This window comes from Pandoraea pnomenusa, assembly GCF_040391475.1.
In the GTDB taxonomy this organism is placed as follows: domain Bacteria; phylum Pseudomonadota; class Gammaproteobacteria; order Burkholderiales; family Burkholderiaceae; genus Pandoraea; species Pandoraea pnomenusa_C.
This window is the reverse complement of the sequence record NZ_JBEBXS010000044.1, coordinates 1-19311: the sequence shown is the minus strand read 5'-3', so window position 1 is coordinate 19311 and position 19311 is coordinate 1. Positions and strand designations below refer to the sequence as shown.

The window sequence follows — 19311 nt, the reverse complement described above, 5'->3', positions numbered from 1 at the left end:
GGGCCCCGGCCCCCCGGGTGCCGGCGGGGGGGGTGCTTATTCTGTCTGTGGGGTGTCCGCGCAACGGCAAAAACGGGGTGGCGCTGGGGGGGGGGGGCCGGGGGCCCCCGCACAACACACTGACTAACAGGATCAGTCGTAAGCCTTCGTGATCGGATCCTTGAACATGGCCTGCATTTCCGGCGTCATCGGATAGTTCATGTTCTGGTTCTTCGGCGGCACCGGCTGCGTGAACCACTTGTCGTACAGCTTCGTCATTTCGCCCGACTTCTCCATGTCGGCAATGGTCTTGTCCACGACCTTCGTGAAGGCCGGGTCGTCCTTGCGCAGCATGCAGGCGTAGTTTTCGAACTGGAGGTTCGGACCCACGACTTCATAGTTCTTCGCGTCGGCTGCCGGCAGTGCGGCGCGCTGACCGTAGAGCAGCGGCTCGTCCATCACGAAGGCCACGGCGCGGCCTTGCTTGACGGTCAGGAAGCCGTCCGAGTGTTCCTTCGTCTGGATCAGGTTGAAGCCGATCTCACCCTTCTTGCCCGACAGAATACGGTCGGCCGTCGTGCCGGCGGTCGTCGAGATCGTCTTGCCCTTCAGGCTGTTCAGGTCGGTGATGCCCGAACCCGTCTTGGCGATCATCTTGATCGAGTACAGGAAGATGTTGTGCGAGAAGCCGACTTGCTTGGCGCGCTCGAACGTGTGGGTGGTCGAGCCGCATTCCAGGTCGATCGTGCCGTTCTGCATCAGTGCGATGCGGTTCTGCGACGTGATCGGCGTTTCCGTGATCTTCAGGTTCGGCAGGTTCAGTTCCTTCTTGACCGCGTCGACGATCTTCAGGGCGATTTCCTGCGAGTAACCGATCGTCTTGCCGTTGTTGTCGGAATACGAGAACGGAATCGACGACTCACGCACCCCGAGGGCGATCACGCCGGTGTCTTTGATTTTCTTGAGGGTCCCCGTGAGTTCCTGTGCGCTCGCGGTGTGCGCGAACAGGGCGGCAGCAGCGCTGACGAGCAGCAGGGGAGCAAACAGCTTCTTCATGGTCTCTGTCCTATCGGAAGTGAATGGCACGGTGGTCCGCGCCGTTGGAATGTCAAAAGCCAAAAACACTGATACAACCCGACACGTCTTCCCAACGTTCCCCGTGGGAGAGAAGTACCTGATGTGTCACACCCGGTGGCGCCAGCGTCTCCTTCATGGCAACCGGGCCGGGCGGCCTGCTATCTTCGTCTACCAAAAATCACCCGGCCAGCCGGGCAAACCCTGCCAGATCGACCGCGGGACGTTTGCCGTCGATCGCGTCGGCGACGACGCGCGCGGCGCCCATCGACAACGTGAAACCCAATCCGCCGTGGCCGACGTTCAGCCACAGATTGCCCAGCTTGTCGGCGCGTCCGAGGATCGGACGTCCATGCGGGGTCGCCGGTCGCATGCCGGTCCACTCCAGCGGGGCACTCGCGCCGCCCAGCGCCGGGAACAGACCCGTCGAGAGCTCGCGCAGCGCGTTGATGCGATGCGCGGCAATGCGATAGTCGTAACCCACCAGGTCGGCAATGCCCGCCACGCGAAGCTGTTCGCCGAGGCTGGCGTACACGACCTTGTTGTCGGCATCGGTGACCGACACCTGCGGACGCGCGTCGACCGGCGCACCGCGATACGTCAGGCTGTAGCCCTTGAGCGGATACAGCGAGATCGATTCGCCGACGGCGCGCAGCAGCGGCATCGCCGCCAGTCCGTTGGCCACAACGCACGCATCGATGGCAACGTCGCCCGAGCGCGTGCGGATCGCCTGTACGGTATTGCCGCGCACATCGAATCCGGTGACCTCACGCTCGAACAACACACGGCCACGGGGATGTTCGCCCACGAGTCGCGCCAGTTCCTGGCACAGCAACTGACAGTCGCCGGTGCCTTCGCCCGGCGTATGAATGCCACCGGCGAGCTCGCCCGCGATCTTCCCGAGCGCCGGTTCGAGCGTGGCGCACGTGGCGGCATCGACACGTCGCTGCGAGTAGCCCAGGCCGTTGGCCATGTCGAGCGAGCGTTCAGCGGCAGCGAGCTTGGCGGCGTCGCGGTACACCACGAGCTTGCCGCTCAGGCGGTAGTCGAACGACACCGACTCCTGCGCCAGAAACTCCAGCATCACCTCGCGGCTGTGCAGGCCGAGCGAGAGCAGGCGCAACGTGGAACTCGCGTTCGCCTGCGCATTGCAATGTTTGACGAACTCGATCGACCAGCGCCAGAAGTCCGGATCGAACGAGGGTTTGATACGCAACGGCCCCGTGCGCGAAAACAGCAGCGAGGGCAGTTGTGAGAGCACGCCAGGGGCGGCGAGGGGCGACACGTAGCCGTAGCTCAGCTGGCCGCCGTTGGCGAAACTGGTGCCGAGACCCGGACCGCGTCCGGCGTCGATGACCGTGACCTCGTGGCCGGCGCGAAGCAGTTGATACGCGCTGGCGAGGCCGACGATGCCCGCCCCGATGACTCCAATATGCATGACGATGAATGACAACCAAAAACACTAGGGAATGCAAGGCGGAAAAAATGTCGGGCCGGGGAACGGGGGACCTCGCAGCGCGCTTTCTACACAACCTTTGCTACGCAGTGTAGAGCGAGAAAATTCGGTAACCTATGCGGATTTGAGGCAGCATATGTCTTTTGGCTATAGGGTCGGCGGCGCTGCCGGCCCATGCTTCGGGACAGGGGGACGACGTCAGGCATGAAATTGCGGCATATCGAGACGTTTCGCGCAGTGGTGCTGACGGGCTCCGCCAGCGGCGCGGCGCAATTGCTTAACGTATCGCAACCCGTCGTCTCGCGCGTGTTGCAGCACGCCGAGCAGCAGCTCGGCTTCAAGCTGTTCGATCGGGTCAAGGGCCGCCTCGTGCCCACGGCCGAAGCACGGCGCCTGTACCCGGATGTCGAGCGCATCTTCAGCGATCTGGAGCGACTTCGGACGACGTCGCGCAATCTGCGCCAGCACGGCGTGGGGCATTTGCGTATCGCGGCCACGCCGAGTCTTGCGCACAGCCTGCTGCCCGCGGCCATCGAGCGCATGCGGCGTGCGCATCCGGATGTCGTCTTCGAACTCATCACGCACCACACCACCGAGATGATTACCGCGATCCTCACGTCGTCGGTCGACGTGGGCATCGTGTCCGCGCCGCCGATGGCGGCCGGGATCGTGAGCCGTCCGGTCGCGCAGGGACATATCGTGCTGGCGGTGCCGGCATCGTGGCCGAAGCTCTCTCGCCGTGGCCCGGCCAGTGCCGACGCGCTGGTCGGACGCGATCTCATCAAGCTGCATGACGACACGCCGCTCGGCGCCCTGATCAACGAGCGCCTGGAGCAGACTGCACTGCTGCAGGACGCCGAGGTCATGGTCCAGACCTACTCGCTCGCGGCGGCGCTCGTCGAGCACGGCCTGGGCTACGCGCTCCTCGATCAGTTCACGGCGGCGAGCGCGCATGTGCAGGCGCAACGTCTGTACCGCGTGGCGCCGGCCATCGAATTTCCGGTGGAGATGCTGCGGCCGTCGCACGAGCCGGAGTCCGTGCTGGCCGATACGTTGCGCCGCCATCTGGCGGACGTGGCAGGCGAACTCAGCGAGCGCGCCGAAGCCCTTTGCGAAGGCCGGGAGATCGTGCTCGCGCCGAACGAGGCGGTCGAGGAAAGCTGACGTTATCGCGGCGGCGCCTTGCGCATCAACGGCAACCCGGCTCGCTTTTCACTTCGAAGTAGGCGAACGGCTGCGGCTGGAGCTTGTCGGCGAGCGACGGGTAATTCGCTTGCACGAAGCGCCGCGCACCGGCCATGTCGAATTCGGTGCGCAGCCAGATCTTGCCGTCGTGGCTGTCGAGCACGAGCGTGCCGGCATAGATCACGTCGCCACGCCGCACGCTGACCGTAGGCACCTTGCGCCCCTTGCAATAACGAAAACGATAACTGCCGTCGGCCGGAACGAACTCCAGCGGGCCGAAGCGCTCGTTACGCATGAGCGGCGAGACCCGCATGGCGATGAAGCCGCGCGTGGGCGGGTTGGTGTTGAGGGTGCGGGTGACTTTCCCGGCGATGATGCCGTTCACCGTCTGTGAGTAGTCCGAGTAAGTCCACGGTCCCCACGTGCTTTGCAGCGGCGTGTCGAGGCCGACGATCACGAGCGCGTACTCTTCGAGGGTGTCTTCGGTGAGTTGGGGATTGGGCGGTACGCCCTTGGTGCTGCACGCGGCCAGCCAGCCGGTGGCCAGGAGCGCGAGCGCCACACGCCGCACGGCGGGAGAAAACAACAGGGTACGAAACGACCTCATTGCAGCCTCCTTGCCGTGCCAGGTCATGCCTGGTGCATGGCGCTCAGGGCGTGGTCCGGAAAAGTGCCGGACCCGACGTGCCGGACCCGAATGGCCCCGGGCGAACCCGGGTGCGCGATTCTCAATCCTGCAGGAATCTTACCTTGACCTTGCGGCCCTTGACACGGCCGTCGGACAGTTTGCGCAACGCCACCGGAGCGATGTCGCGTTCCACAGCAATATACGTGAAGTTGTCCAGCACGTTGATCTTGCCGATCTGCGTGGCGGCAAAACCGGCTTCGCCGGTCAGCGCGCCGAGCACATCGCCCGGACGGATCTTGTCTTTCTTGCCGCCCAGCATCTGAATCGTGACCATCGGCGGCAGCAGATGGCCGCTGCCGGACGGCGTGAGCTCATCGAGCTTGTGCCACGGCACTTCGTGGCCCAGCGCGGCCTCGATGTTCCCAACGCGACCCATCTCGTTCATGGTGACGAGGCTGAAAGCCCAGCCGTCTTCATCCGCGCGCCCGGTGCGGCCGATACGGTGCACGTACACCTCGGGATCGGGCGTCACGTCCACGTTGATCACCGCCTCGAGTTGCGCGATGTCCAGGCCGCGCGCGGCCACGTCGGTCGCGACCAGCACGGAGCAGCTACGGTTCGCAAACTGGATCAGCACCTGATCGCGTTCGCGTTGCTCCAGTTCGCCGTGCAGCATGAGCGCCTGGAAGCCCTCCGCGAGCAGCACGTCGGTCAGGTCGCGGCATTGGGCGCGCGTATTGCAGAACGCAATGGTACTCACCGGACGGAAGTGGTCGAGCAACTGTCCCACGGCGTGCAGGCGTTCCTCGTCGCGCACTTCATAGAAGCGCTGGCGGATCTTGCTGGCGTCGTGCTTTTCTTCGAGACGAATCTCGCGCGGCGTGCGCAGCAGGCGTTGCGCGAGCTTGCCGATGCCTTCCGGATAGGTGGCCGAGAACAGCAACGTCTGACGCGAGGCGGGCGTTTGACGTGCGACCGTCGCGATATCGTCGAAAAAGCCCATGTCGAGCATGCGGTCGGCTTCGTCGAGCACAAGCGTCTTGACGCCGGCGAGCGAGAGCGTGCCGCGATCGAGGTGATCCATGATGCGCCCGGGCGTGCCGACGATGACGTGCGCGCCGTGCGCGAGGCTTTCCGCCTGCGGGCGGATCGGGGAGCCACCGCAGAGCGTGAGCACCTTGATGTTGTCTTCGGCGCGCGCGATACGCCGCACTTCCTGCGCGACCTGCTCGGCGAGTTCGCGGGTGGGGCACAGCACGGCGGCCTGCACGGCGAAATCGCGGGTGTCGAGCCGCTGGAGCAGGCCCAGCGAAAAGGCGGCGGTCTTGCCGCTGCCGGTCTTGGCCTGCGCGATGAGGTCGTGACCGGCGAGCATGTCGGGAAGCGACGCCTGCTGGATGGGCGTCATCGAGGCGTAACCGAGCCGTGCGAGGTTCTCCTGCATGGCAGGCGAGAGCGGCAGGCTCGAGAAGGGGGCGCTGTCGGTGCGCGAATCGGTGGCTTTTGAGTTCATGCGCAATTATAACGGTCCGTTGCTGTCCATACCCGGGTTGTCGCAGGCCGGATGTCCCGCGCTGTCCCGTCCTGTTCCGGCTCGGGCGTCCTCGGTCCGACCACGCCGGCTCGGGGTTTGCGCCGTTGCCAGCCCGGGGCCGCCGGGCGTAGCATGGCTTCGACGGCTTGCCCGTGCATTACCCGAGTGTTGCCTGTCCCGAATGTTCCGAAGTCTCGACCCTTTGCGCAGAGGTGGCTCATGCCCGCGAATCAGGAAGAGAAAGTCCGTCAGCACATGGCGGAAGTCGTTGCCATGGCCCGCGAACGCGCGCCCGACGTGGCCGCGCTGTTTGAGCCCTTCGTGCGGCATTACTACGGTCTGGCCGACGCCGACGACGTTGTCTCGCGCAGTGTCGCCGATCTTTATGGCGCAGCGATGGCGCACTGGCAACTCGGCCAGAAGTTCGTCTCCGGCGAGCCGCGCATCCGCATCTACAACCCAACGCTCGATCAGCACGGCTGGCACTGCAATCATACGGTGGTCGAGATCGTCAACGACGACATGCCGTTCCTGGTCGACTCCGTGACCATGGAGATCAACCGGCAGGGGCTGGCGCTGCATTCGGCGTTTCACCCGGTTTATCGCATCAAGCGCGACGCCGCCGGCAAGCGTGTCGCTGTGGCCCCCGGCAGTGGTCCTGGGCGCGCGGCCTCGGCAGAAGGTACGCCCGGCTCGGCCAGTGGCCCCGGTAGCGGCGTCGGTGCGGGCGTTGGTGCGCTCCTGGCTTCCGGCGCAGCGCCGGAAGCCGGCACTCCAGAGGGGAACGGCTCGGGCGCTGACGGCAGTCATTTCGAATCGTATATCCACATCGAGGTGGATCGATTCTCCGAGCCGGAGCGCATTCAGGCGCTGGTCGACGGTTTGCAGCGTGCGCTCGGCGACGTGCGGGCCGCCGTCGAGGACTGGCGGGCCATGCAGGCCGCCGCACACGCCGCCATTGAATCGCTGACACAGCGCGCCGAACACAAGGGGGTTGGCGCACAGGAGCTCGCGGAGATCGACGAAGCGCAGGCGTTTCTCGACTGGATGCTCGCACGGCACTTCACCTTCCTCGGCTATCGCGACTACGAACTGGTCGAGCGCGATGGCGAACACTATCTGCAAGGCGTGACGGGCACGGGCCTGGGCGTGCTGCGCGAGGCACGACGCGACGCGAGCACACCCGACGTGACGCGTCTGTCGCCGGGCGCCATCGGCATCGTGCAGGCGAGTACGCCGATCTTTCTGACGAAAGCGAATTCGCGTGCGAGCGTGCATCGTCCCGGCTACCTCGACTACGTGGGCGTCAAGCGTTTCGACGCGCAAGGGCGTGTCTGTGGCGAACGGCGTTTCCTCGGCCTTTACACGTCGACCGTCTACATGGTGCCGGTCGACGACATTCCGCTCGTGCGCCGCAAGGTCGCCGAAGTGATCGCCCGCACGGGCTTTCTGCCGAACGGGCATCTGGCCAAGACACTCGTCACGATTCTCGAGCAATATCCGCGCGACGAACTGTTCCAGATCGACGTCGATCAACTCGCCGACATCGCGCTAGGCATCCTGCGTTTGCAGGAGCGCCAGCGCACGCGGCTTTTCGTGCGTCGCGACCGGTTCGACCGTTACGTGTCGTGCCTCGTCTTCGTGCCGCGCGAGAAGTTCAACACCGACCTGCGGGTACGGGTGCAGAACCTGCTGCTCGCGGCCTATCACGGCACCAGCGTGGAATTCACGCCGCAACTCTCCGAGTCGATGCTCGCGCGTATTCACATCACCGTGCGGACCGAGCCCGGACACGTGCCCGATGTCGACGTGAACGACCTCGAAGCGCGAATCGTCGAGACAACGCGCCGCTGGCAGGACGATCTGTCCGACGCGCTGCGCGAACAACTGGGCGAGGAGCGCGGCACCCGGGCACTGCGGCGATATGCGCAGGCGTTTCCCGCCGGGTACCGCGAGGATTACGCGGCGCGCGTGGCCGTTCGCGACGTCGAGCTCATCGAACCGTTGCTCGATGCGGCGCCCAGTGCCCCGGCGACGGGGGCATCCGGCGCCACGCCGCTTGCCATGCAGCTTTACCGGCCGCTGGAGGCCGCCTCAGGCACGCTGCGCTTCAAGATTTATCAGGCCGGCGAGCCCATCGCACTCTCGCGTAGCCTGCCGATGCTCGAACACCTTGGCGTGCGGGTGAACGACGAGCGACCGTATCGCATCGAACCGGCCGACACCGGCGCGGTGTGGATGCATGACTTCGGCATGACGAGCCTCGATGGCGCCGACGTCGATCTGGAGCACGCCCGCACTCGATTCGAAGAGGCCTTCGCCCGTATCTGGGCGGGCGACGTCGAGAACGACGATCTCAACCGGCTTGTCCTGCAGGCCGGGCTGACGTGGCGCGAGGTGCGCATCCTGCGTGCGTATGCGAAGTACATCCGGCAGGTCGGCTCGACCTTCAGCAATGCGTATATCGAGAACGCGCTGACGGGCAATCCGTCGATTGCCGGCATGCTGGTGCGGCTGTTCCTTGCACGGTTCAATCCGACACTCGGAGAGGAGGCGCGCGGGTCTCAGGCCGAGCGACTCCGGTCGCAGATTCACGCTGCACTCGAGGATGTCCCCAATCTCGACGAGGACCGTATCCTGCGTCAATTCCTTGGCGTGCTGGAAGCGACGCTGCGCACCAACTACTTTCAGACGGCCGACGACGGCGTGACACAGAAAACGTATCTGTCGTTCAAATTCGACCCGTCGAAGGTGCCGGGTCTGCCCGAGCCGAAGCCGATGTTCGAGATCTGGGTGTACTCGCCACGGGTGGAAGGGGTGCATTTGCGCGGCGGACGCGTCGCGCGTGGCGGGCTGCGCTGGTCGGATCGCCGCGAAGACTTCCGCACCGAGGTGCTGGGTCTCGTCAAGGCGCAGATGGTGAAGAACACCGTCATCGTGCCGGTCGGTTCGAAGGGCGGTTTCGTGGTGAAGCAGCCGCCGTCGCCGGGTGATCGCGATGCGTACCTCGCGGAAGGCGTCGCGTGCTATCAAACCTTCCTGCGCGGTTTGCTGGACCTCACCGACAACTACGTCGACGGCGCACTCGTGCCGCCGAAGCAGACCGTGCGCATCGACGGCGACGATCCCTATCTGGTGGTCGCCGCAGACAAGGGCACGGCCAGCTTCTCGGACTACGCCAACGCCATTTCCGCCGAGTACGGGTTCTGGCTCGGCGACGCCTTCGCCTCGGGTGGCTCGGTCGGTTACGACCACAAGAAGATGGCCATCACGGCGCGCGGGGCGTGGGAGTCGGTCAAGCGCCATTTCAGCGAGATGGGCGTCGACACGCAAGCGCAGGACTTCACGGTCGTGGGTATCGGCGACATGTCGGGCGACGTCTTCGGCAACGGCATGCTGCTCTCGAAGCACATCCGGCTGGTGGCGGCGTTCGATCACCGGCACATCTTCCTCGATCCGTCGCCGGATGCGGCCACGTCGTTCGCCGAGCGCGAGCGCATGTTCCAACTGCCGCGCTCCAGTTGGGCCGACTACGACACGAAGCTGATCTCGGCGGGCGGCGGGGTGTTCCCGCGCACGGCCAAGGTCATTTCGCTCTCGCCGCAGGTGCGCGAACTCATCGGTGTCGACGCCACCGAGTTGGCCCCGAACGACTTGCTGCGCGCGTTGCTCAAGGCGCCCGTCGATCTGCTGTACAACGGCGGTATCGGCACCTACGTGAAGGCGAGTACCGAGACGCACGCGCAAGTCGGCGACCGCGCCAACGACGGCTTGCGGGTCAATGGCGCCGACCTTCGCTGCAAGGTCGTCGCGGAGGGCGGCAACCTGGGGCTGACGCAACTGGGGCGCATCGAGTACGCGCAGCATGGCGGGCGGATCAATACCGACGCCATCGACAACTCGGCCGGCGTCGACTGTTCCGATCACGAGGTCAACATCAAGATTCTGTTGGGCCTGGTCGTGACCGACGGTGAAATGACGCTCAAGCAGCGCAACACATTGCTTGCCGAGATGACCGAGGAAGTCGGCATGCTGGTGCTGCGCGACAACTACCTGCAAACGCAGGCGTTGTCGCTCGGGCGCTTGCGTGCGGCCCAGTCGCTCGACGGCGACGCGCGTTTCATGCGCTATCTGGAGCGCGCGCAGCGGCTCGCGCGCGCCATCGAGTTCCTGCCCGACGACGAAGCGCTCGATGCGCGTCGCGCGGCAGGCACGGGACTCACGTCGCCCGAGCGCGCGGTGCTCATGGCGTACAGCAAGATGTGGCTCTACGACGTCCTGCTCGCGAGCGATCTTCCCGATGCCGAATTCGTGGCCGACGGGTTGCCGACGTACTTCCCCACACCGCTGGCGAGCCGTTGCGGTGCGGCGATGCTGCGGCATCCGCTCAAGCGCGAAATTCTCGCCACGATGCACGCCAATGCACTCGTCAACCGAGCCGGCGTGACGTTCGTGCACCGGCTCAGCGAAGAGACGGGGGCCGAAGCGGCCGACGTCGTGCGAGCCAGTCTCGCTGCCCGTGGCGCTTATGGCCTCGACGGCCTCTGGGGCGAGGTCGATGCGCTCGATGCCAAGGTTTCGCACGAGACGCAGGCGTCGCTCTTCACGGCGCTGTCGCAATGGCACGAGCAGGCCACGCTCTGGTTCCTGCGGCGACGTCTGACCGATGTGCCGCATACCGTCGAGCGCTTGCGTGGTGTGCTCGATCCCATGCTCCCGACGCTCGATACGCTGGTGAGCGGCGAGGCGGCCGACGCCGCGCGCACGCGCTGCCAGACCATGATCGACGCAGGCGTGCCGCTGTTGCTTGCGCAGACGGCGGCGGGTATCGATGCCCGGGTGGCGTTGCTCGACATCGCAGAAGTGGCGAGCACGAGCGGATGCCAGCCGGCGCTGGCCGCGCAGGTCTACTTCGCTCTCGACGCGCCGCTGGGCTACGGATGGCTCCAGTCGGGCGTGCTCGGCCTGCCGGTGCAAACGCATTGGCAACGGCTCGCGCGTGCGACCTTGCTCGAAGAGTTGTCGGTGCTTCGGCGGCGTCTGACGGCAAGTGTGCTGACAGGCAGCGCTGAGGCAGAGGGCGGTGAGGGTGGTGGTGGCGATCAGTCGCCGGCGGATCGTCTCGTCGCGAGTTGGCAGGCGGCGCATGCCGATGCGCTGGCACGCTATCACCGCGTGCTGGCCGACCAGGTGGCGGCGGGCAACGCCGACCTTGCCATGCTGTCGGTGAGTCTGAAGGCATTGGCGGAAGTCGGGCGTTGACGGTGTCGCTCAGACTGCGACCGGCGGCGCGCGCTCACCGGGGAGGACGAAGCGGCATTCGGCGGGGCGCGCAGCCACACTGACGCGCCTTGTCGAAGCCGCGCAACACCCTCCCGGCGTCACTTTTTAAGCGTTTACACAAAAGACGCAAAACGGCGTATCATTCGGGAAAACCCTAGGATTGAGTTGACCTGCGCGAATGCTTGCCCGTCGCGCGGATTGGCGCGTCCTGGGGTTTCGTCGATTCCTGATCCCCCGCGACATGCCCAACGATACCCGCCCCGCGAACGGAACGTTCGCCACGACGTTGCAGATCGTCTCCACCGTGTTTTTCACGTTTCTCTGCTATCTGACGATCGGCTTGCCGCTGGCCGTGCTGCCGTCGTTCGTGCACGTCGATCTGGCCTACAGTTCCGTGATTGCCGGGCTGGCCATCAGCGTCCAGTATCTGGCGACACTGCTCTCGCGCCCGTACGCGGGACGTACCGCCGACGCGTGGGGCCCGAAGCGCACGGTGCTGTGCGGGCTCGTCGCGTGTGGGGCATCCGGCTTGCTGGTGGCGCTGGGCGGTGTGTTCTCGGGCGTGCCGTGGTTGTCGCTGCTCGCGCTGATTCTTGGTCGCCTTGTGCTGGGCTTCGGCGAGAGCTGGGTGTCGACGGGCGCGATCATGTGGGGCATCGGACAAGTCGGGCCGTCGCATACGGCGCGCGTGATTTCCTGGAACGGTGTGGCGACGTATGGGGCGCTGGCACTTGGCGCGCCGCTCGGTGTGGCACTCGACAACGCCTTCGGTATCGAAGCGCTGGGCGGTGCGATCGCGCTGGCCGGGGTGGTCGGTCTGGTGCTGGCGCGCATGAAGCGCGCGACGCCGGTGATTCACGGCGAACGTCTCGCCTTCCGCGCCGTGCTCGGCCGCGTGATGCCGTTCGGCATGGGCCTCGCGCTGGGTTCCATTGGCTTCGGTGCCATCTCTACGTTCATTACGCTGTACTACGCAAGCCATCACTGGGATCACGCCGCGCTGGCGCTGACCGCCTTCGGTCTGTGCTTCATGGGCGTGCGTCTGCTCTTCGGTAACAGCATCAGCCGCTTCGGCGGATACCGTGTGGCCATGACGTCGTTCGCGCTCGAAGCGTTCGGCCTGATCGTGCTCGGCATTGCGCCGACGGGCTTCACGGCACTGTTGGGCGCGGCACTCTCGGGCGCCGGTTTCTCGCTGGTTTTCCCGTCGTTGGGTGTGGCAGCGGTCAACCGCGTGCCTGCGCAGAATCGTGGGGCGGCGCTGGGTGCGTATTCCGTCTTCCTCGATGTGGCGCTCGGCGTGACCGGCCCGGTCGCGGGCCTGATCGTCGGTGCCTATGGCTACGCCGAAGTCTATCTGTGTGCTGCCGTGGCGGCCGTCGCCGCCGTGCTGCTCACGCTGTGGATGTCGCGCAACGTGCACCCGACCGAAACGCACGAGACTGAGGCGGCTGCAAAGGCACGGGCACAGACCGCTGCATCTTCCTGAGCGGCCCAGGGTAAGCGAACCTAAGCGGACCCAAGCGCACCTAAGCCGCCTGCGACGCCACAATCGCCGCCAGTCGCTTGATCAGGCCGGGGATGCGGGAAGCATCCGTATCGCCGTAGCCGATCACCAGCCCGTTGTCTGCCGGTTGCGGGTCGAGTGCAAAGCTCGACAGCGCGCGAGGGCCAATGCCTTCGCGCTGCGCCGCTGCCACGATGGCCTTGTCCGGAAACGCCGGATCGAGTCGCACCGTCAGGTGCAGGCCGCAGCGCTCACCGATCACCGCGTACGTTGGGCCGAAGTGCGCCGCCAGCGCATCGCGCAGTGCGGTCTGACGCTCCCGGTACAGTCGTCGCATGCGTCCGAGATGGCGCGCGAACTGGCCGCTGCGGATGAAATCCGCGAGCGCGAGTTGCTCGAAGCGGTGACCGCCGCGCAGGAGTTCGTCGAGGGCGTCGCGCGCCTGCGTGGCGAGCGCTGTCGGCAGGATCAGAAAGCCCAGACGCAGCGCCGGAAACATTGTCTTGCTGAACGTCCCCACGTAGACCACCGGCGCGTCCGGCACCATCCCCTGCATGGCCGCGATGGGTTCGCCCTGATGGCGGAACTCGCTGTCGTAATCGTCTTCCAGAATCCACGCGCCGTGACGTCGTGCCTGCGCGATCAGGTCCAGCCGTCGCGATGCCGAGAGCACGCTGCCGAGCGGATATTGATGCGACGGCGTGACGTACACCAGCTTCGGCGGCGAGCGTTCCCATAAACCCTCCGGAATCACGATGCCTTCGTCGTCCACGCGCAGGGCGTGCAGGCGCACGTCGCTCGAATGGAACGCCGCCTTGGCGCCGCGATAGCCGGGGTCTTCCATCCACACCGTATCGCCCGGATCGGTGAGCAGCCGAACGCAGAGAATCAGCGCCTCGTGGGCGCCTTCCGTGATGACGACCTGCGAAGCGTCGCAGCGCACGCCCCGCGAGATGCGCAGGTGCCCGGCGATGGCTTCGCGCAGCGCGGGCTCGCCCAGCGGGTCGCCGTAGTGATAGTGACGCGGCTGGGCCTCGCGCATGACACGTTCGAGCGTGCGCCGCCAAGTGCTGGCGGGGAAGCGCGTGAGCGCGGGAACGCCGGGCGTGAAGGGCAGGGGCGACTCGTCGGCACGGGCGGCATGACGCGTCGACGGCAGGCGCTGGATGCGGCGCGAGGCGACCGGTGCCACCTCGGCCTCGGGCGTGGGCAATTGGGCGCTGGCCTTCTGTCGGGCCGCTTCGGCGGCTTCCGCGGCGATTTGCGGGTCGATGGAAAGATGCGCCACGCGAGTGCCCAGACGGTGCGGCACGATGAAGCCTTCCGCCGCGAGCTGGTCGTAGACGATGGAGACGGTATTGCGCGACACCGAGAGGTCTTCGGCGAGTGTGCGCGACGCGGGCAGCCGGGCGCCGGCAGGCAGGCGTCCTTCGAGAATGGCGTGCTTGAGCCGTGAGAGCAGCTGCTTTTGCAACGAGGTGCCACGCCCGGCGCCAGTGGACAGTGGGCTGTCGAACAGCGCGGCGACGTTTTCCGGCACGGGATCGTGGGAGACGGCAGTGGCTTTTTGGCTCATTGTGGCACCAAGAGATTGTCTTTGGGTGGTGCTTTTCATCGTACCACTGAAGCGATACTTTTAACGTCAGCGAAGTGATTGTCCGAAAAAATCGAGAGAGGAAAGTGATGACCGAGGTCCCGAACTTCAACGAATTCGACCAACCGATCGGCTCGCCGATGCCCGACTGGACGCCGCGAGCGCAGCCGCCGCGCACGCCGATCGCCGGGCGTTATTGCCGGCTCGAACCGGTCGACGTCGAGCGTCACGCCAAGGATTTGTACGAGGCATACGCCAGCGCTCCGGACGGGCGCGACTGGACTTATATGAGTGGCGGCCCGTTCGCCGACTTCGACACGTACTACGCGTACGTGACCAGGCAGGCGGCGTCGACCGATCCGTTGCACTTCGCGGTGGTCGACCTCGAGACAGGTAAGGCGGTGGGAACGTTGTCGCTCATGCGCATCGACCCGGTCAATGGCGTGGTCGAAGTGGGGCACGTGGCGTATTCGCCGTTGCTCAAGCGCACGCGCGCAGGCACCGAGGCGCAGTATCTGTTGATGCGCCGGGCGTTCGACGAGATGGGATATCGCCGCTACGAGTGGAAGTGCGATGCGCTGAATGCGCCATCGCGCCGGGCTGCGGCGCGCTATGGCTTTGCGTTCGAGGGCATCTTCCGTCAGGCCATCGTCTACAAGGGCCGCAATCGCGACACCGCGTGGTTCTCGATCATCGACGGTGAATGGCCTGCCATCAGTCGTGGCTTCGAACAATGGCTGTCGCCCGAGAACTTCGACGCCGAGGGCAAGCACCGTGCAGGGCTGGCCGCGTTGATCTCGGCGGCGAAAGCCTGATCGCGAGCCCCGTCGAGCGCATCGCAGAAACAAAACGGCCCGCCGGAGATGGCTCCGGCGGGCCGTTTTGCATGGTGATGCTCGTGAATTTCGGAGAAATCGCAGCGATCAGCCGGGGAAGAAGATGTACTTCAGCACGAACAGCACGGCGATGACCCAGGCGGCCGGGTGGACTTCCTTCGCGCGGCCGGTGAAGAGCTTGAGCACGGCATACGAGATGAAGCCGAAGGCCAGACCGGTGGCGATCGAGTACGTGAACGGCATGGCCAGGGCGGTCAGGGCGGCCGGGGTGGCTTCCGTGACGTCGTCCCATTCCACGTCGAGCAGTTCGCGCAGCATCAGGCCGGCAACGTACAGCAGGGCCGGTGCCGCAGCATACGCCGGCACGGAACCGGCCAGCGGTGCGATGAACAGCGCGAGGATGAACAGCACGGCGATGGTGAGTGCGGTGAGACCCGTGCGGCCGCCTGCCTGCACGCCCGAGGCGCTCTCCACGTAAGCCGTCGTGCTGCTGGTGCCGAGCAGGGAGCCGATGAAAATGGCGATCGAGTCGGCGAACAGCGCACGGCCGAGGCCCTTGTAGTGGGTCCCTTCGAGCAGGCCGGCGCGCTTGGCCACACCCATCAGCGTGCCGGTCGCGTCGAACACTTCCACGAGCACGAACGCCAGGATCACGTGGACGAAACCGGCGTGCAGGGCACCCGGAATATCCAGTTGGAGGAACGTCGGCGCAAGGCTCGGCGGCATGGCGAACACGCCCTGGAACTGGTTCAGGCCGAGGACCATCGACAGGACCGTCACCACCAGAATGCCGATCAGGATGGCACCGCGCACGCGCAGGGCGTCGAGCACGGCAATCAGGAAGAAGCCGAAGATCGCCAGCAGGGCTTGCGGCGAGTGCAGGTCGCCCAGGCCGATCTTCGTGGCCGGGTTGGCGACCACAACGCCTGCGTTACCGAGCGCGATGATGGCGAGGAACAGCCCGATACCGGCGGCGATTGCACATCGTAGCGATTTGGGTACCCCGGCAATGAGCCATGAACGCACGCCGGTGACCGTCAGGATGATGAACAGACACCCGGAAATGAACACGGCCCCGAGGGCCTGTTGCCAGGTGTAGCCCATCGCGCCCACAACCGTGAAGGCGAAGAAGGCATTGAGCCCCATGCCCGGCGCCATGCCGATCGGATAATTGGCCACGAACCCCATGATGACCGAGCCGATCGCTGCCGCGAGGCAAGTCGCCACGAACACGGCGCTCTTGTCCATGCCGGTCGTGCCAAGGATGTTGGGGTTGACGAAGATGATGTACGACATCGTGAGGAAGGTCGTGAGACCCGCCACGATTTCCGTGCGTACATTGGAGCCATGCTCCTCGAGTTTGAAGAATTTGGTCAGCAACGTGCTCTCCTTGTGACTTTGTTATGCCGTTGTCCGTGTGCAGCGGGGGCGGGCGCATTGTACTGCGCTCGCCCGCATGCAAACGAGTTTGTCAGAACTTCATGCGCATGCCCACCCCGAAAGTATTCCCGGCATCGAGCCCCGAGAGCTTGTCGTTCAGGTAGGCAGCGTACACGTCCGTGCGCTTGGAGAGGTTGTAGTCGTAGCCGAGCGCCCACGTATTGCGGCTATTGGTGTTGGCGCCGGAATTCTTCGTATAGGCATACGACGCCATCACCTTGCCGCCGCCCAGCGGCACCGTAAAGCCGAGCTGACCGCCGTTGGACGTGAGATCGCCGCCCGTGATCGTGTTCTTGATGTACTGGTACTGGCCGAAGAACTTGACGACCTGGAAGTCATACGTCAGGCCGGCCTGCAGGGCCTGCTGATTGCGAAAGCCCGTGATGCCCGCCATGTCGTTGGGTACCGAATCGAACTTCACCTGCTGGTAGGCGAGGGTGGCGGCGAGCGGGCCATGGAAGTACATGGCGGCGGCGCTCCACTTGTTCTGCCCGGCCTCGCCGGCCTTGTTGCCGAACGCGTACGTGAAGCTCGCGCCCAGCCCCTTGTAGTCGGGCGTGGCGTACATCACGCCGTTGTTCCAGCCCGAGTCGCCCACGATGCCCTGACCGCCAAGGCCGAGGAACGTGTGATAGACCATCGGGCTGAACGTATAGGAGTCGACGAACGGGTTGAAGAGAATCGTCGAGACGAAGTAGGACGTGGTGAGACGCCCCATCGTGATCGTGCCGAGCGTGTTCGACTGGAGGCCGACGTAGGCGTTGCGCGAGAAGAAGCTGTCGCCGGTGAAGCGGCCGTAGTTACCGTTCTGTGGCAGGAAGAAGTCTTCCAGCGTGAAGATCGCCTTCAGACCGTCGCCGAGATCTTCCGAGCCCTTGATGCCCCAGTACGACGTGGACATGCCACCACCACCTTGTGTCCACGCACGATCCCCCCCGGGGGCCTTGGCTGCCCCGACCCAGGCATCGACCTGGCCGTACAGCGATACGTTCGATTGCGCATGGGCTGCGCCCGCTGCACCGCAAACCGCGAGGGCGAGCGCGCCCCGCAGCCAACCTGCTGCCTTGCTCATGAATGTGTCTCCGTCTCGTTTTAATTTATGCGTGCCTCTGGACTTCTTTTTCACCGAAGAGCAAGGGGCCGCCTGAGTCATTGACACACTGACTTCGCTTCGCGCGGGTATCGGTGCTGCGTTGAGGCGTGATCATTATTATCAAGACGCCTCGGATGACATATCACGTCGCGTTGATAGTCGGTATTTCGTTGCTGTTGGCATACTTTTCGGGTTTACACCGGCGATTTGCCTCTTGCATGACGACGCGGCCCGTCACCGGGCCGGTCGCCGTTTGACTCGCTCCATGACAGGCGTCGGGCGAACGGAGATCGGTCCGGCGGCAGACCGCAGGCGCGTGAAAAGAGGCAATAGCAGGGGAAACCGAAGGGTTTCGATGGGGGCTCAGCGAATCGCCCGCCAGCTGGCGTTGTGGGCTTCGAGCCAGGTTTCGGCGAGTTTCGGGTCGCCGTGACGATTCGGATGGAACGACGGCAAGAGGTACTTCAGCATCGGTCCGGTGCTGCGCCAGACAACGCCGTCGCGCCCGAAGAACATGGTGGTGAAGCCCCACCACGTGCTGGGCTTGAAGAGCGTGCCGTCGTGCCACAGATTGTTGATCGTTTGCGCGTGGCTCTCGAGCGCGAACATGAACAGCACGTAGACATACGTCAGCACGCGTTGGCGTTCGCTGCCACCGAGTGCGCGATAGAGATCGAACGCAACGGCTTTGTGCTCGGTTTCCTCGGCCGCATGCCAACGCCACATCAACCGCATTTTGGGTTCGGCCTTCGCCAGCCAGCGGTCATAACGAAGTGCGCCGTCGCCGAACACTGCCGTGCAGTGCTCATACGCAGCGGTCACGGCCAACATGTACATCGGCGACAACTTCCGGCGGTGCGCCCACTGAATGCGCGCGGTCGCCCAGTTTTCCCAATGATTGACCAATCCTTGCTTCGCCAACTGCGCGTTGTATTGGCCGTGAAGGTGGCGGTGCGTCGCTTCCTGTCCGATGAACTGCGCGATGTCCGCCCGCAATTTGTCGTAGCGCGCATCCTCGGGCAGGCGGTCCATCGTGTCACGCACGGAGTCGATGAACGATTGCTCTCCTACGGGAAAACTCATCGACAACGCGTTGTAGTACATCGTGCGGTAGGCGTCCCCGCTGTGCCAATGCCGGTCGAAACCGCTGGCCAGATCGACCGTCAGCTTGCGCACGGTCAGGGCCGAAATATCGTTGCTCATGGTCGTTTGCCTCCCTGGCAGGGTCGACGGATCTGCCGCGCTGCCGGCGCACTTGAATGTGACGCCGATGTCGACGTCTCTTGAATTTCATCGAGAATGTGAGCATTATTCATTTTTCAGGCGCCTCGCCGCAACTCGCTTCCCGCTCAGGTTTTCGTCATGTCCACACCCAAGTCGCCCGCTGCCTCGAATGCCCCGTCCGCCATGCGAAAGCGGCCGATGCAGGCCCGCGCGCAACACACCGTCGAGACCATTTTCGAGGCCACGGCTCAGGTTCTCGACGAAGAAGGTGAAGCCGCCCTCACCACGAATCGCATCGCCCGGAAGGCCGGCTTCTCCATCGGCACGCTCTACCAGTATTTCCCGACCAAGGAGGCGATTCTGCTCGCGATGATTGCGCGCGAACGGCGCCGGGTCATGGACGAGCTCAACGAGCGCATTGCCCGCGCAGCAGAGCGGGGCGACGATCCGGAGCGTGTGATCCGCGAACGGCTGCGCG

Annotated in this window: 13 protein-coding genes; 5 read left to right on the top strand and 8 right to left on the bottom strand. The window is 65.0% G+C overall.

Going from position 1 to position 19311, the window contains the following annotated elements; genetic code table 11:
- Positions 1 to 132: 132 nt before the first annotated feature.
- Both ABWO90_RS24705 and ABWO90_RS24700 read right to left on the bottom strand, forming a co-directional pair.
- Positions 133 to 1035 (bottom strand): transporter substrate-binding domain-containing protein, encoded by a 903-nt coding sequence (locus ABWO90_RS24705; RefSeq protein WP_353193852.1) that lies wholly within the window; start codon positions 1033 to 1035, stop codon positions 133 to 135.
- Between the two features lie 199 nt (positions 1036 to 1234).
- Positions 1235 to 2491 (bottom strand): D-amino acid dehydrogenase, encoded by a 1257-nt coding sequence (locus ABWO90_RS24700; protein WP_353193851.1) that lies wholly within the window; start codon positions 2489 to 2491, stop codon positions 1235 to 1237.
- 222 nt (positions 2492 to 2713) lie between these two features.
- On the opposite strand from ABWO90_RS24700, the gene ABWO90_RS24695 reads away from it, so the two are divergent.
- The gene (locus ABWO90_RS24695) at positions 2714 to 3673 is read left to right on the top strand and encodes a LysR family transcriptional regulator (RefSeq protein ID WP_353193850.1); all 960 of its coding nucleotides are present in this window, start codon (positions 2714 to 2716) and stop codon (positions 3671 to 3673) included.
- A 25-nt stretch (positions 3674 to 3698) separates the two neighbouring features.
- Here the strand turns inward: ABWO90_RS24695 and ABWO90_RS24690 are convergent, their stop codons facing one another.
- Positions 3699 to 4301, bottom strand: a complete 603-nt coding sequence (locus ABWO90_RS24690; RefSeq protein WP_353193849.1) for a hypothetical protein — start codon at positions 4299 to 4301, stop codon at positions 3699 to 3701.
- A 121-nt stretch (positions 4302 to 4422) separates the two neighbouring features.
- Positions 4423 to 5835: an ATP-dependent RNA helicase DbpA gene (dbpA, locus tag ABWO90_RS24685; RefSeq protein ID WP_353193848.1), complete on the bottom strand. Its 1413-nt coding sequence runs from the start codon at positions 5833 to 5835 to the stop codon at positions 4423 to 4425.
- A gap of 240 nt (positions 5836 to 6075) precedes the next feature.
- Between dbpA and ABWO90_RS24680 the strand changes: the two genes are divergently transcribed.
- Complete coding sequence (locus ABWO90_RS24680; RefSeq protein ID WP_353193847.1) at positions 6076 to 11118, top strand: NAD-glutamate dehydrogenase; 5043 nt, start codon at positions 6076 to 6078, stop codon at positions 11116 to 11118.
- 262 nt (positions 11119 to 11380) lie between these two features.
- A complete protein-coding gene (locus ABWO90_RS24675) occupies positions 11381 to 12628 on the top strand; it encodes an MFS transporter (protein ID WP_353193846.1) in 1248 nt (415 codons plus the stop codon).
- Positions 12629 to 12668: 40 nt separating this feature from the next.
- Here ABWO90_RS24675 and pdxR read toward each other — a convergent pair whose 3' ends face one another.
- Positions 12669 to 14222 carry a MocR-like pyridoxine biosynthesis transcription factor PdxR gene (gene pdxR, locus ABWO90_RS24670; RefSeq protein WP_353193845.1) on the bottom strand — a complete coding sequence of 518 codons (1554 nt, stop codon included), beginning with the start codon at positions 14220 to 14222 and terminating at the stop codon, positions 12669 to 12671.
- A gap of 107 nt (positions 14223 to 14329) precedes the next feature.
- Between pdxR and ABWO90_RS24665 the strand changes: the two genes are divergently transcribed.
- Positions 14330 to 15055, top strand: a complete 726-nt coding sequence (locus ABWO90_RS24665; protein ID WP_353193844.1) for a GNAT family N-acetyltransferase — start codon at positions 14330 to 14332, stop codon at positions 15053 to 15055.
- A gap of 108 nt (positions 15056 to 15163) precedes the next feature.
- Here the strand turns inward: ABWO90_RS24665 and ABWO90_RS24660 are convergent, their stop codons facing one another.
- The 3 genes from ABWO90_RS24660 to ABWO90_RS24650 form a co-directional block, all read right to left on the bottom strand.
- Positions 15164 to 16456, bottom strand: a complete 1293-nt coding sequence (locus ABWO90_RS24660; RefSeq protein WP_353193843.1) for an NCS2 family permease — start codon at positions 16454 to 16456, stop codon at positions 15164 to 15166.
- 91 nt (positions 16457 to 16547) lie between these two features.
- The gene (locus ABWO90_RS24655) at positions 16548 to 17588 is read right to left on the bottom strand and encodes a porin (protein WP_353193842.1); all 1041 of its coding nucleotides are present in this window, start codon (positions 17586 to 17588) and stop codon (positions 16548 to 16550) included.
- A 384-nt stretch (positions 17589 to 17972) separates the two neighbouring features.
- Complete coding sequence (locus tag ABWO90_RS24650) at positions 17973 to 18812, bottom strand: metal-dependent hydrolase (protein ID WP_353193841.1); 840 nt, start codon at positions 18810 to 18812, stop codon at positions 17973 to 17975.
- 159 nt (positions 18813 to 18971) lie between these two features.
- Here ABWO90_RS24650 and ABWO90_RS24645 point away from each other — a divergent pair.
- On the top strand, positions 18972 to 19311 hold a 340-nt coding region (locus ABWO90_RS24645), incomplete at its 3' end, for a TetR/AcrR family transcriptional regulator (RefSeq protein ID WP_353193840.1).

Coding starts and splice junctions, on each gene's coding strand:
- ABWO90_RS24690 (WP_353193849.1), bottom strand. CDS start 4,301: ATGAGGTCGTTTCGTACCCTGTTGTTTTCTCCCGCCGTGCGGCGTGTG.
- ABWO90_RS24700 (WP_353193851.1), bottom strand. CDS start 2,491: ATGCATATTGGAGTCATCGGGGCGGGCATCGTCGGCCTCGCCAGCGCG.
- ABWO90_RS24665 (WP_353193844.1), top strand. CDS start 14,330: ATGACCGAGGTCCCGAACTTCAACGAATTCGACCAACCGATCGGCTCG.
- ABWO90_RS24655 (WP_353193842.1), bottom strand. CDS start 17,588: ATGAGCAAGGCAGCAGGTTGGCTGCGGGGCGCGCTCGCCCTCGCGGTT.
- ABWO90_RS24650 (WP_353193841.1), bottom strand. CDS start 18,812: ATGAGCAACGATATTTCGGCCCTGACCGTGCGCAAGCTGACGGTCGAT.
- ABWO90_RS24680 (WP_353193847.1), top strand. CDS start 6,076: ATGCCCGCGAATCAGGAAGAGAAAGTCCGTCAGCACATGGCGGAAGTC.
- ABWO90_RS24675 (WP_353193846.1), top strand. CDS start 11,381: ATGCCCAACGATACCCGCCCCGCGAACGGAACGTTCGCCACGACGTTG.
- ABWO90_RS24705 (WP_353193852.1), bottom strand. CDS start 1,035: ATGAAGAAGCTGTTTGCTCCCCTGCTGCTCGTCAGCGCTGCTGCCGCC.
- pdxR (WP_353193845.1), bottom strand. CDS start 14,222: ATGAGCCAAAAAGCCACTGCCGTCTCCCACGATCCCGTGCCGGAAAAC.
- dbpA (WP_353193848.1), bottom strand. CDS start 5,835: ATGAACTCAAAAGCCACCGATTCGCGCACCGACAGCGCCCCCTTCTCG.
- ABWO90_RS24695 (WP_353193850.1), top strand. CDS start 2,714: ATGAAATTGCGGCATATCGAGACGTTTCGCGCAGTGGTGCTGACGGGC.